This window comes from Streptomyces sp. NPDC044571 (assembly GCF_040647115.1).
Taxonomy (GTDB): domain Bacteria; phylum Actinomycetota; class Actinomycetes; order Streptomycetales; family Streptomycetaceae; genus Streptomyces.
Window position 1 is genome coordinate 1 of the sequence record NZ_JBEZBN010000048.1, and the last position, 16855, is coordinate 16855.

The 16855-nt window shown below is 73.7% G+C and carries 15 protein-coding genes and 1 pseudogene; 9 read left to right on the plus strand and 7 right to left on the minus strand.

Going from position 1 to position 16855, the window contains the following annotated elements; translation table 11 throughout:
* The first annotated feature begins 163 nt into the window (after window positions 1–163).
* The 5 genes and pseudogenes from AB0B01_RS23415 (at window position 164) to AB0B01_RS23435 (ending at window position 5917) form a co-directional block, all read left to right on the plus strand.
* Complete coding sequence (locus AB0B01_RS23415) at window positions 164–1648, plus strand: MFS transporter (RefSeq protein ID WP_361722340.1); 1485 nt, start codon at window positions 164–166, stop codon at window positions 1646–1648.
* A 43-nt stretch (window positions 1649–1691) separates the two neighbouring features.
* A pseudogene (locus AB0B01_RS23420) lies at window positions 1692–1838 on the plus strand (Arc family DNA-binding protein); the annotation flags it as partial.
* Between the two features lie 363 nt (window positions 1839–2201).
* Complete coding sequence (locus tag AB0B01_RS23425; protein WP_356846873.1) at window positions 2202–3986, plus strand: DEAD/DEAH box helicase; 1785 nt, start codon at window positions 2202–2204, stop codon at window positions 3984–3986.
* A 402-nt stretch (window positions 3987–4388) separates the two neighbouring features.
* Window positions 4389–5030, plus strand: a complete 642-nt coding sequence (locus AB0B01_RS23430) for a helix-turn-helix domain-containing protein (protein WP_007264382.1) — start codon at window positions 4389–4391, stop codon at window positions 5028–5030.
* Window positions 5031–5119: 89 nt separating this feature from the next.
* Complete coding sequence (locus tag AB0B01_RS23435; RefSeq protein ID WP_361722345.1) at window positions 5120–5917, plus strand: S16 family serine protease; 798 nt, start codon at window positions 5120–5122, stop codon at window positions 5915–5917.
* On the opposite strand, the gene AB0B01_RS23440 is transcribed toward AB0B01_RS23435, so the two are convergent.
* The 4 genes from AB0B01_RS23440 to AB0B01_RS23455 all read right to left on the minus strand — a co-directional run bounded on the left by AB0B01_RS23440 (window position 5847) and on the right by AB0B01_RS23455 (window position 8620).
* The gene (locus AB0B01_RS23440; RefSeq protein WP_361722348.1) at window positions 5847–7145 is read right to left on the minus strand and encodes an MFS transporter; all 1299 of its coding nucleotides are present in this window, start codon (window positions 7143–7145) and stop codon (window positions 5847–5849) included. The two genes, AB0B01_RS23435 and AB0B01_RS23440, sit on opposite strands and share 71 nt — an antisense overlap.
* On the minus strand, window positions 7142–7372 hold the full coding sequence (locus AB0B01_RS23445; RefSeq protein ID WP_361722351.1) for a hypothetical protein: 231 nt from the start codon (window positions 7370–7372) through the stop codon (window positions 7142–7144). Before AB0B01_RS23445 ends, AB0B01_RS23440 begins: the two co-directional genes overlap by 4 nt.
* A gap of 109 nt (window positions 7373–7481) precedes the next feature.
* Complete coding sequence (locus tag AB0B01_RS23450) at window positions 7482–8030, minus strand: helix-turn-helix domain-containing protein (RefSeq protein WP_361722460.1); 549 nt, start codon at window positions 8028–8030, stop codon at window positions 7482–7484.
* 119 nt (window positions 8031–8149) lie between these two features.
* Window positions 8150–8620, minus strand: coding sequence for an Lrp/AsnC family transcriptional regulator (locus tag AB0B01_RS23455; RefSeq protein ID WP_361722354.1), 471 nt, complete (start codon window positions 8618–8620; stop codon window positions 8150–8152).
* A 133-nt stretch (window positions 8621–8753) separates the two neighbouring features.
* On the opposite strand from AB0B01_RS23455, the gene hppD reads away from it, so the two are divergent.
* Window positions 8754–9908 carry a 4-hydroxyphenylpyruvate dioxygenase gene (gene hppD / locus AB0B01_RS23460; protein ID WP_361722357.1) on the plus strand — a complete coding sequence of 385 codons (1155 nt, stop codon included), beginning with the start codon at window positions 8754–8756 and terminating at the stop codon, window positions 9906–9908.
* Between the two features lie 140 nt (window positions 9909–10048).
* On the opposite strand, the gene AB0B01_RS23465 is transcribed toward hppD, so the two are convergent.
* Window positions 10049–11641 carry a tetratricopeptide repeat protein gene (locus tag AB0B01_RS23465; protein ID WP_361722360.1) on the minus strand — a complete coding sequence of 531 codons (1593 nt, stop codon included), beginning with the start codon at window positions 11639–11641 and terminating at the stop codon, window positions 10049–10051.
* Between the two features lie 96 nt (window positions 11642–11737).
* Between AB0B01_RS23465 and AB0B01_RS23470 the strand changes: the two genes are divergently transcribed.
* Window positions 11738–13165 (plus strand): FAD-linked oxidase C-terminal domain-containing protein, encoded by a 1428-nt coding sequence (locus AB0B01_RS23470; protein ID WP_361722363.1) that lies wholly within the window; start codon window positions 11738–11740, stop codon window positions 13163–13165.
* Window positions 13166–13212: 47 nt separating this feature from the next.
* On the opposite strand, the gene AB0B01_RS23475 is transcribed toward AB0B01_RS23470, so the two are convergent.
* The gene (locus AB0B01_RS23475) at window positions 13213–13695 is read right to left on the minus strand and encodes an SsgA family sporulation/cell division regulator (RefSeq protein ID WP_361722366.1); all 483 of its coding nucleotides are present in this window, start codon (window positions 13693–13695) and stop codon (window positions 13213–13215) included.
* Between the two features lie 290 nt (window positions 13696–13985).
* Here AB0B01_RS23475 and AB0B01_RS23480 point away from each other — a divergent pair, with 290 nt between their 5' ends.
* Window positions 13986–15470 (plus strand): RDD family protein, encoded by a 1485-nt coding sequence (locus tag AB0B01_RS23480; protein WP_361722369.1) that lies wholly within the window; start codon window positions 13986–13988, stop codon window positions 15468–15470.
* 145 nt (window positions 15471–15615) lie between these two features.
* The gene (locus tag AB0B01_RS23485; protein WP_361722372.1) at window positions 15616–16341 is read left to right on the plus strand and encodes an RDD family protein; all 726 of its coding nucleotides are present in this window, start codon (window positions 15616–15618) and stop codon (window positions 16339–16341) included.
* A 33-nt stretch (window positions 16342–16374) separates the two neighbouring features.
* Here the strand turns inward: AB0B01_RS23485 and AB0B01_RS23490 are convergent, their stop codons facing one another.
* Window positions 16375–16716, minus strand: a complete 342-nt coding sequence (locus tag AB0B01_RS23490) for a hypothetical protein (RefSeq protein ID WP_361722375.1) — start codon at window positions 16714–16716, stop codon at window positions 16375–16377.
* Window positions 16717–16855: the final 139 nt, after the last annotated feature.

Sequence of the window (16855 nt, forward strand, 5' to 3'; positions counted from 1 at the left end):
CTACGAGAAGACCGCCACCATCTACCTGGCCGGGCTCCACATCGCGGGCATCTTCCTCTGGTCCGCCCGGTGATCCAAACGAAACTGCCTAGGTCCGCGGGACGAGGCGGGCTCCGTCGAAATGACAGGGGCGCCCGGTGGCTACGGGCCTTACTCTGGGGCGATGAGTGCCCTTGAACCCCGCGTTCCGCAGCGCAGCGTGCCGGTCCCGTCCCAGCCCGGGGGCGGGATTCTCGGGTCCGCGTACCGGACGCTCAGCGTCGGGATCATCTCCGTGGTGTTCCTCATCGCGTTCGAGGCCACCGCCGTCGGCACCGCCATGCCCGTCGCCGCGCGGGAGCTCGACGGGATCGGGCTCTACGCCTTCGGGTTCTCCGCCTACTTCACCACCAGCCTCTTCGGCATGGTGCTCTCCGGTCAGTGGGCCGACCGGCGGGGGCCGTTGCGGCCGCTCACCGTCGGGATCGGGGCCTTCGCCGCCGGGCTGGTGTGCTGCGGGACCGCCGGGGGCATGGGGGTGTTCGTGCTCGGGCGGGCCGTGCAGGGGTTCGGGGGCGGGCTGGTGATCGTCGCCCTGTACGTCGTCGTCAGCCGGGCCTACGAGGAGCGGCTGCGGCCCGCGATCATGGCCGCCTTCGCCGCGAGCTGGGTCGTGCCGTCCATCGTGGGACCGCTGGCCGCCGGGACGGTGACCGAGCACCTCGGGTGGCGGTGGGTGTTCCTCGGGATTCCGGCGCTGGTCGTGGTGCCGTTGGCGGTCGCGCTGCCCGCGATACGGCGGACCGCCTCCGGCCCCGTCGACGCGGACGCGCCGCCTGCGGCCTTCGACCGGCGGCGGATCCGGCTGGCGCTCGGGATCTCCGTCGGGGCGGGGCTGCTCCAGTACGCCGCCCAGGACCTGCGGTGGGTGTCGGTGCTGCCCGCTCTCGTCGGGGCCGCCCTGCTGATGCCCGCGGTGCTGGGGCTGCTGCCGCGCGGGACGTACCTGGCGCGGCGCGGGCTGCCCTCCGTGGTGCTGCTGCGCGGGGTCGCGGCCGGCTCCTTCATCGCCGCGGAGAGCTTCGTGCCGCTGATGCTGGTCACCCAGCGGGGGCTGAGCCCGACGCTCGCCGGGTTCTCGCTGGCGCTGGGCGGGGTGACCTGGGCGGGCGGCTCGTGGGTGCAGTCCAAAGGGTGGGTGGCGCCGTACCGGCAGCGGCTCATGGTGCTGGGGATGGTGTTCGTCGCGGCGGCCATCGCGGGGGCGCCGGCCGTGCTGATCGAGGCGGTGCCGGTGTGGACGGTGGCCCTGGTCTGGGCGCTGGGGTGCCTGGGGATGGGGCTGGTGATCGGCTCGACGAGCGTGCTGCTGCTGAAGCTGTCCGCGCCGGAGGAGGCGGGGGCCAACTCCGCCGCCCTGCAGATCTCGGACGCCCTGGCCAATGTGGTGCTGCTCGCGGCGGGGGGCGCGGCGTTCGCGGCGCTGGGCGGGGGAGCGGTGGGCGGGGGAGCGGCGGGCGCCGGCCACACCCTCGCGGAAGGAACGACCGCCTCGCACCCGGCCGCCTTCGTCGTCGTCTTCCTGCCGATGGCCGCAGTGGCGCTGGTGGGGGCGTGGGTCGCGACCCGGGTGGATTCCGTACCGGCCGCGGCTCCCGCTGCAAAGTAGCACCACTGCGGCCCCGTGGCGGTGGTGCCGTTTTGGTAGGGCCATGAACCTGCGTCTGCGCGACGACCAGCAAGAGGCACTCAAGCTCCGGGCTGAGGAGGAGGGCCGCAGCATGCACGCCGTAGTGCTCCAGGCGGTAGACCGCCACCTCGAACAGGAGGCGGACCGAGAGACCGTGCGCAGGCTGGGCGAGAAGACGGACAAGGCCGCGGCGCTGCTCCAGTCGCTCGCCGTCCACCATCCACCATCCACTGGTCGACGGCGACAAGCGCATGGCGTGGATGTGCACCTCGTGTTCCTCGACTTCAACGGGACCGAAATGATCGAGGTCGATCAGGACGAGGCGTACGAGCTGGTGATCGAGGTGGCAATGGGAAGCCTCGAAGACGTGGGCCAGATCGCCCGGCGGCTGAAGGCGCTGCACGAAGCGGTGTGACGCTCACCGCACCCGGCGAGGTCGCGGGCCTGTCCCTCGCCGAGGGGTCGGCCCGCACCGGTAGGGTGGCCCGGTTGTCCTACGTACGACCGCCGCCGAGAGCCCGAACCGGAGACCGTGACTACTACCGCCTCCCACCACCTCTCACCCGCCTTCCCCGGCCGTGCCCCGTGGGGCACCGCCAGCAAGCTGCGCGCCTGGCAGCAGGGTGCGCTGGACCGGTACCTGCAGACCCAGCCCCGCGACTTCCTCGCGGTGGCGACGCCCGGCGCAGGCAAGACGACCTTCGCCCTGACCCTGGCGTCCTGGCTGCTGCACCACCACGTGGTGCAGCAGGTGACCGTCGTCGCGCCGACCGAGCACCTGAAGAAGCAGTGGGCCGAGGCCGCCGCCCGGATAGGCATCCGGCTGGACCCGGACTACTCCGCCGGGCCGCTCAGCAAGGAGTACCACGGCGTCGCCGTCACGTACGCGGGCGTCGGCGTGCGGCCGATGCTGCACCGCAACCGCTGCGAGCAGCGCAAGACGCTGGTCATCCTCGACGAGATCCACCACGCCGGCGACTCCAAGTCCTGGGGCGAGGCCTGCCTGGAGGCCTTCGACCCGGCGACCCGCCGCCTCGCCCTGACCGGTACGCCCTTCCGGTCCGACACCAACCCCATCCCCTTCGTCACCTATGAAGAGGGGAACGACGGGATCCGGCGCTCCTCCGCCGACTACACCTACGGCTACGGGAACGCCCTCGGCGACGGCGTCGTCCGCCCCGTGATCTTCCTCTCCTACAGCGGCAACATGCGCTGGCGTACGAAGGCGGGCGACGAGATCGCCGCCCGCCTCGGCGAGCCCATGACCAAGGACGCCATCTCGCAGGCCTGGCGCACGGCCCTGGACCCGCGCGGCGAATGGATGCCGAACGTGCTGCGCGCCGCCGACCAGCGGCTGACGGAGGTGCGCAAGAGCATCCCCGACGCGGGCGGCCTGGTCATCGCCTCCGACCAGGACGCGGCGCGCGCGTACGCCAAGCTGATCCGCGAGATCACCGGGACCAAGGCGACCCTCGTGCTCTCCGACGACGCGGGCGCCTCGAAGCGGATCGACGACTTCAGCGGGAACGACGACCGCTGGATGGTCGCGGTCCGGATGGTGTCCGAAGGCGTGGACGTACCGCGCCTCGCGGTCGGCGTGTACGCGACGACCATCTCCACCCCGCTGTTCTTCGCCCAGGCCGTCGGACGTTTCGTGCGTTCGCGCAGACGTGGCGAGACGGCGTCCGTATTCCTTCCGACGATCCCCTACCTGCTCGGCTTCGCCAACGAGATGGAGGTCGAGCGCGACCACGTCCTCGACCGGCCGAAGAAGCAGGGCGAGGAGGACCCGTACGCCGAGTCCGAGAAGGAGATGGAGGAGGCGAACCGGCAGGAGGACGAGGACACCGGCGAGGACGAGCAGATGTCCTTCGAGGCGCTGGAGTCCGACGCCGTCTTCGACCGGGTGCTGTACGACGGAGCCGAGTTCGGCATGCAGGCGCACCCGGGCAGCGAGGAGGAGCAGGACTACCTCGGCATCCCGGGGCTGCTGGAGCCGGACCAGGTGCAGCTGCTGCTCCAGAAGCGGCAGTCGCGGCAGATCGCGCACAGCCGCCGCAAGCCCGACGCCGAGGCCGACCTGCTGGAGCTGCCCGCGGAGCGGCGGCCGGTGGTCTCCCACAAGGAGCTGCTGGAGCTGCGCAAGTCGCTGAACACGATGGTGGGGGCGTACGTCCACCAGAGCGGCAAGCCGCACGGCGTGATCCACACGGAGCTGCGCCGCGTGTGCGGCGGGCCCCCGAGCGCGGAGGCCACCGCCGGGCAGCTGCGGGAGCGGATCAAGAAGGTCCAGGAGTGGGCCACGCGCATGCGCTGACGCCCCGGCGCCCAGGCCCCGGCCGGCAGGCCCGCCCCCGACCGCAGCCCCGGGCGCCCGGTTTGACCCCTCGGCTCCGTGGGTGGTTTCTCCAGATGTGACCGTGGGGTCCGTGCGGTGCTTCGTACGGACCCAACCGGTCGGTGCCGATCACGAATTGACGCCGACGGGCCTGCGGAAACCGTCATAAAGGGGTAGTACGCGCCCGGATTCTGGACGAGGACTTCCGCTGAGCGGACCCGCTCGCTACTGTCCCCGCATCGAACGCCCCGTGGCAGCGCCGCCGCGGGAGCGCAGCCGGTGCCATGGCCGCTACCGGCGGCCTCTCCGTGCGTCGCCGAGGGACCGGCAGCGCTCCACCCCGTGAGAGTCACCGCCGCCACCGAAAGAGGGAGAGGCGTCGTGACCGCGGAAACCTCCCAGACTCTCGACCGAGGGCTCAGGGTCCTCAAGCTGCTCGCCGACACCGACCACGGTCTGACTGTCACCGAGCTCTCCAACCGACTCGGTGTCAACCGCACCGTGGTCTACCGCCTGCTGGCCACCCTGGAGCAGCACGCCCTGGTCCGCCGCGACCTCGGCGGCCGGGCCCGGGTCGGACTCGGCGTGCTGCGGCTGGGGCGGCAGGTGCACCCGCTCGTACGCGAGGCGGCGCTGCCCGCGCTGCGCTCCCTCGCCGAGGACATCGGAGCCACCGCGCACCTGACCCTCGTCGACGGCACCGAGGCGCTCGCCGTCGCCGTCGTCGAGCCGACCTGGACCGACTACCACGTCGCCTACCGGGCCGGCTTCCGCCACCCGCTGGACCGCGGCGCGGCCGGCCGGGCCATCCTGGCCGCGCGGCAGGGCTCGCTGATCGAGCCCGGCTACACGCTGACCCACGGGGAGCTCGAAGCCGGTGCGAGCGGAGCCGCCGCCCCGCTCGTGGGCATCACCGGGCTGGAGGGGAGCGTCGGCGTGGTGATGCTGGCCGACGCCGTGCCCGAGCGGGTCGGCCCGCGGGTGGTGGACGCGGCCCGCGAGGTCGCCGACGCCCTGCGCTGAGCGCGTCGCACGGGGCCGGGCCCCGCCGAAGCCGCGTCCCGTCGTCGGGGCGCGGCTTCGCCGCATCGGGCGCCCGATAGATTGGCCGGGTGCTCTCTCGCCTCACACGTCTGCCGCGTCCCGCCGCCCTGGCCGCCTGCGCCGCGCCCGTGCTCGGCCTGTTCGCCGCCGCGGCCTTCGCGCCGCTGCCGTTCGTGATCGCCCGGCCCGGGCCCACGGCCGACGTGCTCGGTGTCCGGGACGGCAAGCAGGTCATCGTCGTCTCCGGCGCCCCGACCCGGCAGACCACCGGCCAGCTGCGGATGACCACCATCCAGGCGACCGGCCCGTCGACCACGGTGACCCTGCCCGAGCTGCTGGACAACCTGTTCGACACCACCCGGGCGGTCATGCCCAAGGAGGCCGTCTACCCCTCGGGCGGAAGCGACGAGGAGATCGAGGAGCACAATCTGGAGGAAATGGCCACGTCGCAGTCGGCCGCCTCCCGGGCCGCCCTCGGATACCTCCACAAGGATCCCAAGGACGTGAAGGTGGAGCTCCACCTCGCCGACGTCGGCGGGCCGAGCGCGGGCCTCCTCTTCTCCCTCGGCATCGTCGACAAGCTCGACGGGGACGGCAGCGGCGGCGACCTCACCGGCGGCCGCACCGTCGCCGGCACCGGAACCATCACCCCCGACGGCAAGGTCGGCGCGGTCGGCGGGGTGGCGCTGAAGACCCAGGCCGCGCGCCGGGACGGGGCGGACGTGTTCCTCGTACCGGAAGCGGAGTGCACGGACGCCCAGTCCGAGCTCCCCGAGGGGCTGCGGCTGGTCCCCGTCACTTCGCTGACGGATGCGGTGAACGCGCTGCGGGCGCTGAACCGGGGAGAGCCGGCTCCGTCGTGCTGACCGGCCCGGGCGCCCGCTCCATGGCGCGCCAGGCCGGGAAGATCAGCGGCGCGAGCGTGACGAGCAGGTAGGTGCCGCCGAACAGCAGCAGCGCCCGCGCCGTCCCGAACCCGTCGACCAGGAGACCGGCGGCGAGCCCGCCCAGCGGCATGGTCAGCTCGCAGCCCGCCGTGCTCACCCCGGCGACCCGGCTGCGCAGCTCCTCGGGCACCTTCTCGTAGACCACCGTGGTCAGGATCGGGTTCAGCATGCCCGCGCCCAGCCCGGCCAGGGCCATCGTCACGGCGAGCGGGAGCGTGCTGCCGGCGAGTGCGGCGACGACGTAGCGGGTCGAGCCGGAGACCAGGAAGGCCGCGGCGAAGACGGTCCTGCGGGGGAACCGCTCGCCCCACCACCCGTACAGCAGGGCGCCCAGCAGGGCGGAGCCGCCGAACAGGGAGATCAGCAGGCCGAGCGCGGTGGCGCCGCCGAGGGCCTCGCGGCCGTGCACGGGCAGCAGCACCGAGGACCAGCCCTGGTCGAGGCCGTTGGTCATCATCACCATCAGCGTGATGCCGAGCAGCAGCCGTGAACGGGTCAGGAAGGTCCAGCCCTCGGCCAGTTCGGCCCGGTAGCCGGCGAACGAGACCTTGTCGGCGGCCGGTTGCGGATCGGCGGCCGGCACCCCGCGCAGGAAGGCGGCGACCAGCAGCGCCGAGACGGCGAAGGTGGCCGCGTCCAGCAGCAGGACGGCTTCGGCGCCGAACACCGCGATCAGCAGGCCGGCCACCGCGGCCCCGATCATGCGGGCACCGCGGGAGACCGCGTCGTAGAGGCCGGCCGCCCGGGTGAGGGTGGTTCCGGAGTGCTCGGCCAGGCTGGGCAGCAGGACCCCGCGGGCGGTCAGGCCGGGGGTGTGCACGAGCCCGCCGACGGCCATCAGCGCGCACAGCATCCAGAACTCCAGCAGACCCGCGTAGTGCAGCAGCGGGATCGCGCCGACGGCCAGACCGCAGATCAGGTCGGAGGCCGCGGAGACCCGGCGGCGCCCGATCCGGTCGATGACCGGGCCGCCGACGAGCGCGGCGACGACGACGGGCAGGGTGGCGCAGAAGGCGACGACCCCGGCGCGCCCGGCGCTGCCCGTGGTCTGCAGGACGAACCACGGGACGCCGATGAGGGTGAGTGAACTTCCCGCGATGGAGACGGTGTTGGCGGCCAGGACGGCCGTGAAGGGCCGCCGGCTCATGCGGCGTGCGGGGCGCGGGCGATCCGGGTGGGGAGGGGGCCGGGCTGGATGAGGCGCAGCCCGGCGCCGATCAGTGCCCCGCCGAGCCGGTTGCGCAGGGAGGGGGCGGGGGCGGCATCCCCGGCGAGGTGCCAGGCGGTGGCCTCGGCGGCCGGCTCGGCGGTCCGGGCGGTGTGGGTGTCGGCGTGGAGCTCGGCGGACAGGGCGGCGGACGGGAAGGCGTGCATGGCAGGACTCCTTCTCAGGCAGGGAGGGGTGAGGTACGGGCGCGGGCGCACAGGTGCATACGCGCGGGACGAGCCTGCGGAGCGGGACCGGCGGGTGGCCGGCGGTCGGCTATGCCCCGCTTCGGCGGGGGAAGGCGTGCGTGTGGACGCGGACCGTCTCCATGCCCTCCACCGCCGGCAGGTCGCGGTAGCCGTTGACCAGGTCGTGGAGCTTGTGGACCAGCTCCAGGCTCTGCTCGGGCGTCAGGCGCAGTGTGAAGTCGCTGATGTCGGAGCCGCGCCGCCACTCCGTCGGCCACGCGTGGGCATTGCCGAGCCAGGTGTCCATCTCCTGTGCGTGGATCGTTGCGATCTCGTGCAGGAAGACATCGGCGGCGCCCCGGGTCTCGGGGTCGCCGTCGTACAGCATCGACTCGTCGAAGCCCGTGCCTTCGTGGGAGGCCCGCCACCAGCGTTCCCGGCCCTTGCCGTGCTCCGGGGCGTCCTCGACGAACCCGTGCGCGGCGAGCTGGCGCAGGTGGTAGCTGGTGGAGCCGCTGGACTCCCCGAGCCGCTCGGCCAGCTGGGAGGCCGTGGCCGGGCCGTCCTGCCGCAGGGCGGCCAGCATGCGCATGCGCAGCGGGTGGGCGAGTCCGCGCAGGGAACGGGCGTCCAGCATGCGGACCTGGGGCGGCGTGGCGGGCTCAGGGGCCTGAGGATCTTCGGGCACGCCTCGACCGTAGACTTGCAAAGGACTCTATGCAAGGAGTTCTTTGCAAACTGTTCTTTGGAACTGCGTCAGTGGTCTTCCGCCGCCTGCTCCACCAGAGGGATGATCCGCAGCGGCACCGGGTTCTCCATGACGATCGCCGTCGAGGCCCGCACGATCCCCTCGAAGCCGACCACCCGGTCGATCACCCGCTGGAGGTCGGCGTTGGACCGGGCCACCAGCCGGCACAGCATGTCCCCGTGCCCGGTGGTCGTGTGCAGTTCCAGGACCTCCGGCACCCCGCTCAAGTGGGCCCGTACGTCGGCGCCCTGGCCCTGCTTGATCTCCAGTGTGGCGAAGGCCGTCACCGGATATCCGAGGGCCGCCGGATCCACCTGGGGGCCGAATCCGCGGATCACCCCGTTCGCCTGGAGCCGGTCGAGCCTGGCCTGCACGGTGCCGCGGGCCACGCCGAGCCGGCGCGAGGCCTCCAGCACCCCGATCCTGGGCTCCCGCGCGAGCAGCACGATGAGCCGGCCGTCGAGTGCGTCGATTCCCATCGGGGTCCTCCAGGCGCTCGGGGAGTGGTCATCCTGCACAGATCTCTCAGTCATCCTCCGCCCCTACTGGGCAACCTGTACAGCAGAAATCGAAACTATTGCGCAGCTTGTGGATCGGCGGGACTCTGCGCTCATGACTGACTCCTTGGCGAACCTCGAAACCACCCCGCACACCGCGCGTGAGGCAGACCCCTTCCCGGTGAAGGGCATGGACGCGGTCGTCTTCGCCGTCGGCAACGCCAAGCAGGCCGCGCACTACTACTCCACCGCCTTCGGCATGAAGCTCGTCGCCTACTCCGGACCGGAGAACGGCGTCCGCGAGACGGCCAGCTACGTCCTCACCAACGGCGCCGCGCGCTTCGTCCTGACCTCGGTCATCAAGGCCACCACGGACCACGGCCGCTTCCTGGCCGAGCACGTCGCCGACCACGGCGACGGCGTCATCGACCTCGCCATCGAGGTCCCGGACGCCCGCGCCGCGTACAAGTACGCCGTCGAGCAGGGCGCCCGCGGCCTGGACGAGCCGTACGAGCTGACCGACGAGCACGGCACGGTCGTGCTGGCGGCGATCGCCACCTACGGCCAGACCCGCCACACGCTGGTCGACCGCTCGAACTACTCCGGCCCCTACCTGCCGGGCTACGTCGCCGTCGCCCCGATGGTCGAGCCGCCGGCCAAGCGGACCTTCCAGGCGATCGACCACTGCGTCGGCAACGTCGAGCTCGGCCGCATGAACGAGTGGGTCGGCTTCTACAACAAGGTCATGGGCTTCACGAACATGAAGGAGTTCGTGGGCGACGACATCGCGACCGAGTACTCGGCGCTGATGTCGAAGGTGGTCGCGGACGGCACCCTGAAGGTGAAGTTCCCGATCAACGAGCCGGCGATCGCGAAGAAGAAGTCGCAGATCGACGAGTACCTGGAGTTCTACGGCGGCGCGGGCGTCCAGCACATCGCGCTGGCGACCAACGACATCGTGGCCACGGTCCGCGCGATGCGGGCGGCGGGCGTGCAGTTCCTGGACACCCCGGACTCGTACTACGACACGCTCGGCGAGTGGGTCGGCGACACCCGCGTCCCGATCGAGACCCTGCGCGAGCTGAAGATCCTCGCGGACCGCGACGAGGACGGCTACCTGCTCCAGATCTTCACCAAGCCGGTCCAGGACCGCCCGACGGTCTTCTTCGAGATGATCGAGCGCCACGGCTCCATGGGCTTCGGCAAGGGCAACTTCAAGGCTCTGTTCGAGGCCATCGAGCGCGAGCAGGCCAAGCGCGGCAACCTCTAGCCGTCACAGCGGGTACGCGGCTCTGCGGTGAACGGGCCGCACGCGGCAAGCCGGCCGTACGCGGGCCGGCCGTACGCGGGCCGGCCGTACGCGGGCCGGGGTCCGGGGCACGAGCTCCCGGGCCCCGGCCCGCTGCCGTGTCACTCTCCCGACGGGCTCGGCGCCGGCGTCAGCGTCGGCGAAGGGGCCGGCTTCGGCTTCGCCGGCGCAGCCGCCGCCTTCGGCTTCGCGGCGGCCGGCTTCTGCGCAGCCGCCTTCGCCGCCGCGGGCTTCGGCTCCGGCTTGGCCGGCTTGGGCAGCTCCGGCGCCACCCACGGCGTGGGCGGCTGCACGTTCTCCGGACCGCCCGGCGGCGGCTGGCCGATCGAGGCCAGGGCCTCCTTCACCAGCGGCACCCGGACCGGCGAGAACCGCGGGTTCGTGCGCATCGCCTCCTGGAGGTGGCGCCGCGCCCCGGCCTCGTCCCCGACACCCCGCTCGATCATCGCCAGGTGGTAGGCGAAGTCCGCACTGCGCAAACCCCGGTCCGTCGCCTTCTTCGCGTACTCCAGGGCCGCCGTGTCGTCCCCCGACTTGTGCAGCGCCCACCCCAGCGCATCCGCCACCTGCATGTTCTTGTGCCGTGCCCACTCCTGCGTGAGCCGCCGCACCGCCGCGCCCGGATCCCCGTGGTCCGCCTCGAACAGGCCGAGGACCACCTCGTCGTTCACCCCGTCCGCCCCCTCCCGCGCCGCCGCCCGCAGCATGTCGTAGGGCACCCGCGCCTCGTCCGCCCGCCCCAGCGACTCCAGCAACTCGCCCAGCTCCAGCGCCAGTCGCGGCATCGGCGCCCGGCCCAGCGCCAGCCGGTAGTCCCGTACCGCCTCCCCGCCACGGCCCAGCCCGGCCAGCGCCCGCGCCCGGCCCCCGAGGGCCTCCGCCTGCGCCGGGTCCGCCCGCAGGGCGCCCTCGTACTGGCCGAGCGCCTCCGTCGTCTCACCCCGCTCCCAGGCCAGCTCCCCGAGCCGGAACAGCACGTACGCCTTCTCCGCCGGGGACTTCGCCGCGCCCGCCGCGTGCTCCATCGCCATCGCCGCGTCCTCGCGCCAGCCACGGTCCCGGTAGACCTGCGAGGCCCGGATGAACGCCGTCAGCCCCGGCCGCAGGTCCACCAGCCGCTCCATCGCCCGCTCGGCGCCCTTGTAGTCCCCGAGGCCCGAGTAGGCGTCCACCAGCACCGGGTACGCCGTCCACCGCTGCGGTGCCTGCGCCCGCACCAGCTCCCCCCACTTCTTGCCGGTGGCGTAGTCCCCGCGGGCGTTGGCCAGCGCGCCCATGCCCGTCATCGCGTCGAAGTTGCCCTTCTCGGCCGGGTGGATCTCCAGCGACCGCTTCAGCGCCTTCTCCGCCTTCGGGTACCAGCCCGGGCCCGCCGTCCGCCGCGCCTGCTCCAGGTACGCCGCCCCGAGCACCGCCCACGACCCCTCGTCGTCCGGATGCCCCGCGACCCACTTCTCCCGGTCGGCGACCAGCGCCGTCAGGTCCACCGCCGCCGCGGGCGCGCCCATGCCGACCGCCGAGGCGGCCCGTTCGCTGGGGCCCGGCGGGCGCGCGTCGTCGCCCTGGCGGGCCGGCCGGATGACCAGCGCCCCGACGATCAGGACCACGGCAACCGCGGCCGCCACGAGCGTCTTGCGGCCGGTGAAGGTCACGGGCGGCACGGGCTGCTGCGATTCCTCGTCGATACGGTCCATGAAGGCACTGTGCGTCAATATGAAGAGCTCGCCCGGCTGTCCGAAGCCGGTCGCCGCCGTGTTCACACCGATGGCCCCCGGTGCCACGCTGAGCCCATGGATCTCACAGCCGATGATCTCTCGGCCTCCGTACCGCGCTCCGCGCACCCACCGCTCGCCGCGCGGCTGACGGAGAGCCTGCTCGAAGGGCTCCCCGCCGAGGCCGTCCTCACCGACCCCGAGGTCACCGCCTCCTACGCCACCGACATGGCCGCCTTCTGCCCCGCCGGCACCCCGGCCGCCGTCGTCCTGCCCCGCACCGTCGAACAGGTCCAGCACGTCCTGCGCACCGCCACCGCCCTACGCGTCCCCGTCGTCCCGCAGGGCGCCCGTACGGGCCTGTCCGGCGCGGCCAACGCCACCGACGGCTGCATCGTGCTCTCCCTGATCCGGATGGACCGGATCCTGGAGATCGACACCGTCGACCGCATCGCCGTCGTCGAGCCCGGCGTCGTCAACGCCGTCCTCTCCCGGGCCGTCGCCGAGCACGGCCTGTACTACCCGCCCGACCCCTCCAGCTGGGAGCAGTGCACCATCGGCGGCAACGTCGGCACGGCCTCGGGCGGCCTGTGCTGCGTCAAGTACGGGGTCACAGCCGAGTACGTGCTCGGCCTCGACGTGGTCCTGGCCGACGGGCGGCTGCTGCGCACGGGCCGGCGCACCGCCAAGGGGGTCGCCGGGTACGACCTCACCCGGCTCTTCACCGGCTCCGAGGGCACCCTGGGGGTGGTCGTGCGCGCCGTCCTCGGGCTGCGCCCCGCGCCGCTCCCGCAGCTCGCGCTGGCCGCCGAGTTCCCCTCCGCCGCGGCCGCCTGCGCGGCCGTCTGCGCCGTCATGGAGGCGGGCCTGGTGCCCTCGCTGCTCGAACTGATGGACCGTACGACCGTCCGGGCCGTCAACGCCCTCGGCCGGATGGGGCTGCCCGAGACCACCGAGGCCCTGCTGCTGGCCGCCTTCGACACCCCGCAGGCCCCCGGCGACCTGGCCGCCGTCGCGCGGCTGTGCACGGCCGCCGGAGCCACCGCCGTCGTCCCCGCCGAGGACCGCGCTGAGTCCGAACTGCTGCTGCGGGCCCGCCGGATGTCGCTGACCGCCCTGGAGGCCCTGCGGCCCGCGACGATGATCGACGACGTGTGCGTACCGCGTTCGCGGCTCGCCGAGATGCTGGACGGGACGGCCGCCATCGCCCGCACGCACGACCTGCTGATCGGGGTCTGCGCGCACGCGGGCGACGGCAACACCCACCCGGTGGTCTGCTTCGACCCGGCCGACGCGGACGAGACGCGGCGGGCCCGCGCCTCCTTCGACGCGATCATGGAACTGGGACTGGAGCTCGGCGGGACCATCACCGGCGAGCACGGCGTCGGCGTCCTGAAGAAGGAATGGCTCGCCCGCGAACTGGGCCCCGTGGGCCTGGAGATGCAGCGCGCGGTCAAGCAGGCCTTCGATCCGCTCGGCCTGCTCAACCCCGGCAAGCTCTACTGACGCCCCACGCCGCCGCGGCCGCGGTACGGGGCTCCGCCCGCCCGGCATCACAGCTCGCCGTCCGCCGACTCGTCCGACGGCCAGGGGTCACGCATCCACAGGTCGTCGGCCGGAGTCGGGGCGAGCAGCTCGGCCAGCGCCTCGTCCAGGCCCAGCCGCTCCGCCTCGCTGCCGGGCGGGACGGCGCGCAGGGTGCGCTCCAGCCAGGCCGAGACGGCGGGCCCCGGGGCCTCCAGCAGGGCGTCGCCGTCCGGGGAGCTCAGCGCCATGCACAACACCGCCTTGTCGTCCACCTTCGTGGGCCAGATCCGGACGTCGCCGTGGCCGCACGGGCGGAACACCCCCTCGACCAGCAGCTCGCGGGCGAAAGTCCAGCTGACCGGCGTGCTGGAGCCGGCGTGGAAGGTGATGTGAACGGCGTACGGGTCGTCGGCCAGGTACACCAGGCGGGCGGGGACGGCGATGCTGCGCTCGGGGGACAGGACCAGCTTGAGTTCCAGTTCGCGCTCGATGACGGGGTGCTGGTGCATGGCGGCCTCTTCTCGGTTCGGGCTGCAGGGATGCAGGAATGCAGGGGTGCCGGGTGCGGGGCCGGTTCGGGCCCCACACCCGCAGAGAGCGCCGAAGTGCCCGGGTATGACGCGACTTCGGGCATCCCATCGGGGATTGGCCGGATTCTGTCGACTGACCGAAAAGAGCCGCACGGGGGCAGGTTCGCTCGAAGGCTTGGATTCTCCCGTTACCGGACCGGTCGGGGGGCGGTTCTTGGCTATGGTCCTCCCCCTGCACAAGCCTCAAGCCACGATCGGAGTTGGGGACATTGACGCCCTCCCCAGGTGACGGCGAGCACGCGGCCCGCGAGGGCTACTACCCCGATCCGTCCATCCCCGGGTACGTCCGGTACTGGAACGGCCTGTCCTGGGTCCCGGGTACGAGCCGCCCCGCCACCCCCGCCGACGAGACGGGGCCGGTGTTCCTGGACCGGACGGGCACGACCGACGTGGTGGCCGAGCGGGCGCCGGCGGCCGCGTGGCAGGCCGATCCCGCCCAGCAGGCCGGCTTCGGCGGGCCCCGCGACGACCGGGTGTCCTGGGGCCACCGCGCGGAGCCGGAGGCAGAGCCTGAGCCGGAGGCCGCGCCGGAGCCGGAGCCCGCGCCGCCGGCGGCGGAGCGGGGGCCGGGGGTGTCCTTCGCCCGAGCCGGGGCCGGGGCCGGGGCCGCGGCAGGGCGCGGCTCAGCCGAGGGTGTGGGCATCCTGTCGGCACGGTCCCCCGCCGCCGAGCCCCCGGACTGGCCCTCCGCCCCGGGCGGCGGCTCCGACTCCGGCCTCACCTCGTCCTGGCCCGAGGCCCAGCCGGCGCCCCGCCGCCCGCAGCATGCGGAGCCCGACCCCTGGTCGCCGTCCGAGCAGCCCGCGCCGAGCCGTGCCACGTCGGACGAACCCCGGTGGCCGTCCACTCCGGACCGCCCCGCCCCGGACGCCGCCGGCGTCCGGCAGGCGGCCCGCGCGGAGGTGCGGGCGGCGGAGCCGGCCCCCGGTGGCCTTCGGGGCACGGGCGTCTGGACGCCCGAGCAGCCCGCGCCGGGGCGGCCCGGCCCGGAGGCAGGCGGCGACCGGCGTCCCGTACGCGGCGGCGAACGGGACGCCCGGGACGGTGAGTCTGCGCCGCGGGGTGCCGTCCCCTGGACGCCTCGGCAGGGCTCCGCCGGGGGCGGCTCGCTCCGGGCCGAGCCGTCCGCCGGCCGGGCGGATGCGGACCGGCCGGATGCGGACGGCTCCGCCCCCGCCCGGCTGCGGCCCACCGGGCGGGACGTGTTCGAGCAGATGGCGGAGCGGGCCGTGCGGCCGGCCGGGCTGCCGCGCCGGGCCGTGGCCCGTGCGCTGGACTCCCTCGTCCTCGCCGCGGTCGCCGCGGCCACCGCCCAGCCCCTGGTCCCCGCCGCGACCGCACACCTCCAGGCCAAGGTGGACGCCGCCCGGAGCACCGGCCGCACCACCACCGTCTGGCTGTTCGACGGGACCGTCGCGGGCCACCTCGGCCTCGTCCTCGGCGCCGTCCTCCTCTTCGGGGTGTTCTACGAGGTCCTGCCCACCGCCCGCTGGGGCCGTACCCCCGGCAAGAAGCTCCTCGGCATCCGGGTCCTGGCCGCCTCGACCTTCCGCCCCCCGGGCTTCGGCGCGGCCCTGAGCCGCTGGCTGGTGTTCGCCCTCTTCGGGTTCCTCGGCTGCCTGTGGTGTCTCGGCGACCGGCCCCGCCGCCGCGGCTGGCACGACCGCGCGGCCGGGACGTACGTCTCCCGCTAGCCCCTACGGCAGGGCCGCCAGGGCCCGCGGCGTCCGGCCCCCCGACAGGCCCCCCGGTGCCGCCCTGGGCGCCGTCCGGGGGGTGGATACCCCTAACGGACTCCGTCCCGTTGCGGGCCGTCAGGAGGCGGGGTCGACTCGGGGCATGAGTACCGATCAGCCGCCGCCGGCCGAGCGCCCCGAGGACGACCCGTTCCTCAAGAAGCCCACGGAGCCGCCGACCTCGGGCGGGCCGCCGCCCCCCGGAGGCCCCTACGGCGGCGGGGGAGGCCCCTACGGGGGCGGAGGAGGCGGGTACCCGCCCCCACCGCCCCCGCCGCCCGGCGGCCCGTACAACGGCGGGGGAGGCGGGTACGGCGGTGGCGGCTACGGCATGCCCGACCCGCTCGCCGGGATGCCCCCGCTCGCCGACTTCGGCAAGCGGCTCGGCGCCCGCCTCATCGACGTCATCATCGTGGCCGTTCCGCTGGCCCTGATCCAGCTGGCCTTCGGCACCAACCGCTACGTCGTCGAGACGAACAAGGGCGAGGACGTCAGCGAGGTCATCACCAAGTCCTACAGCGGCAGCGGCCTGGCCATGACCCTGATCTCGATCGCCGTGTACGTCGGCTACGACTGGTGGTTCACCCACAGGAGCGGGCAGACCATCGGCAAGAAGGCGCTGGGCCTGCGCACCGCCATGCTCAACGACGGCAGCGTCCCGCCGTCGGGCGCCTCCCTGGCCCGCGCCGCGGTGCTCTGGCTGCCGACGCTGATCTGCTGCTTCTGCCTGTGGCCGCTCGCGCTGATCGTCTCGATGCTCGTCGACAAGCCGTACAAGCAGGCCCTGCACGACAAGGTGGGCAAGACCGTGGTGGTCAAGGTGGTGTAGCGCGGCGCACCCCGGGCCGGGCGGGCGTACGGCTCAGTGGTGCACCGGCTGTTCGGCGGCGGCCGTCCGGGGTTCGGGCACCCGGGCGGCCGCCGGCGTGGGAGCCCCCGCCTCCGCCGCCTCTTCCCCCTCGGCGGCAGTGCCGGCGGCCGTGGCGGCGGCCGCGGCGGCGGGGACGGGGGCGGGAGCGGGGCGCGGGCGCCGCGCGGGGATCGCCCCGCTGACGGCGATGAGCAGACCGAGGGCCAGCGCGGCCACACAGATCACCGCGACCCCGATGCCCGAACTCGTCTGCGAGAGCAGCAGCATGGCGATGGTCGACACGACGACCGTGGCGGACCCGTACACGAGCTGTGCGGCAGTCGGACGCGGCATGGCGGTATCCGTCCTCAAGGCGGGAGGGCCAGTCAAGAGACTCTAGGACGGGAGATTCCCGGGCGGAACCGGCAGTAAGCGTGACCTAACCCACGGTGCCGGTGCACGGGGGGCGCACGGGGTCACGCTCCACCACGGT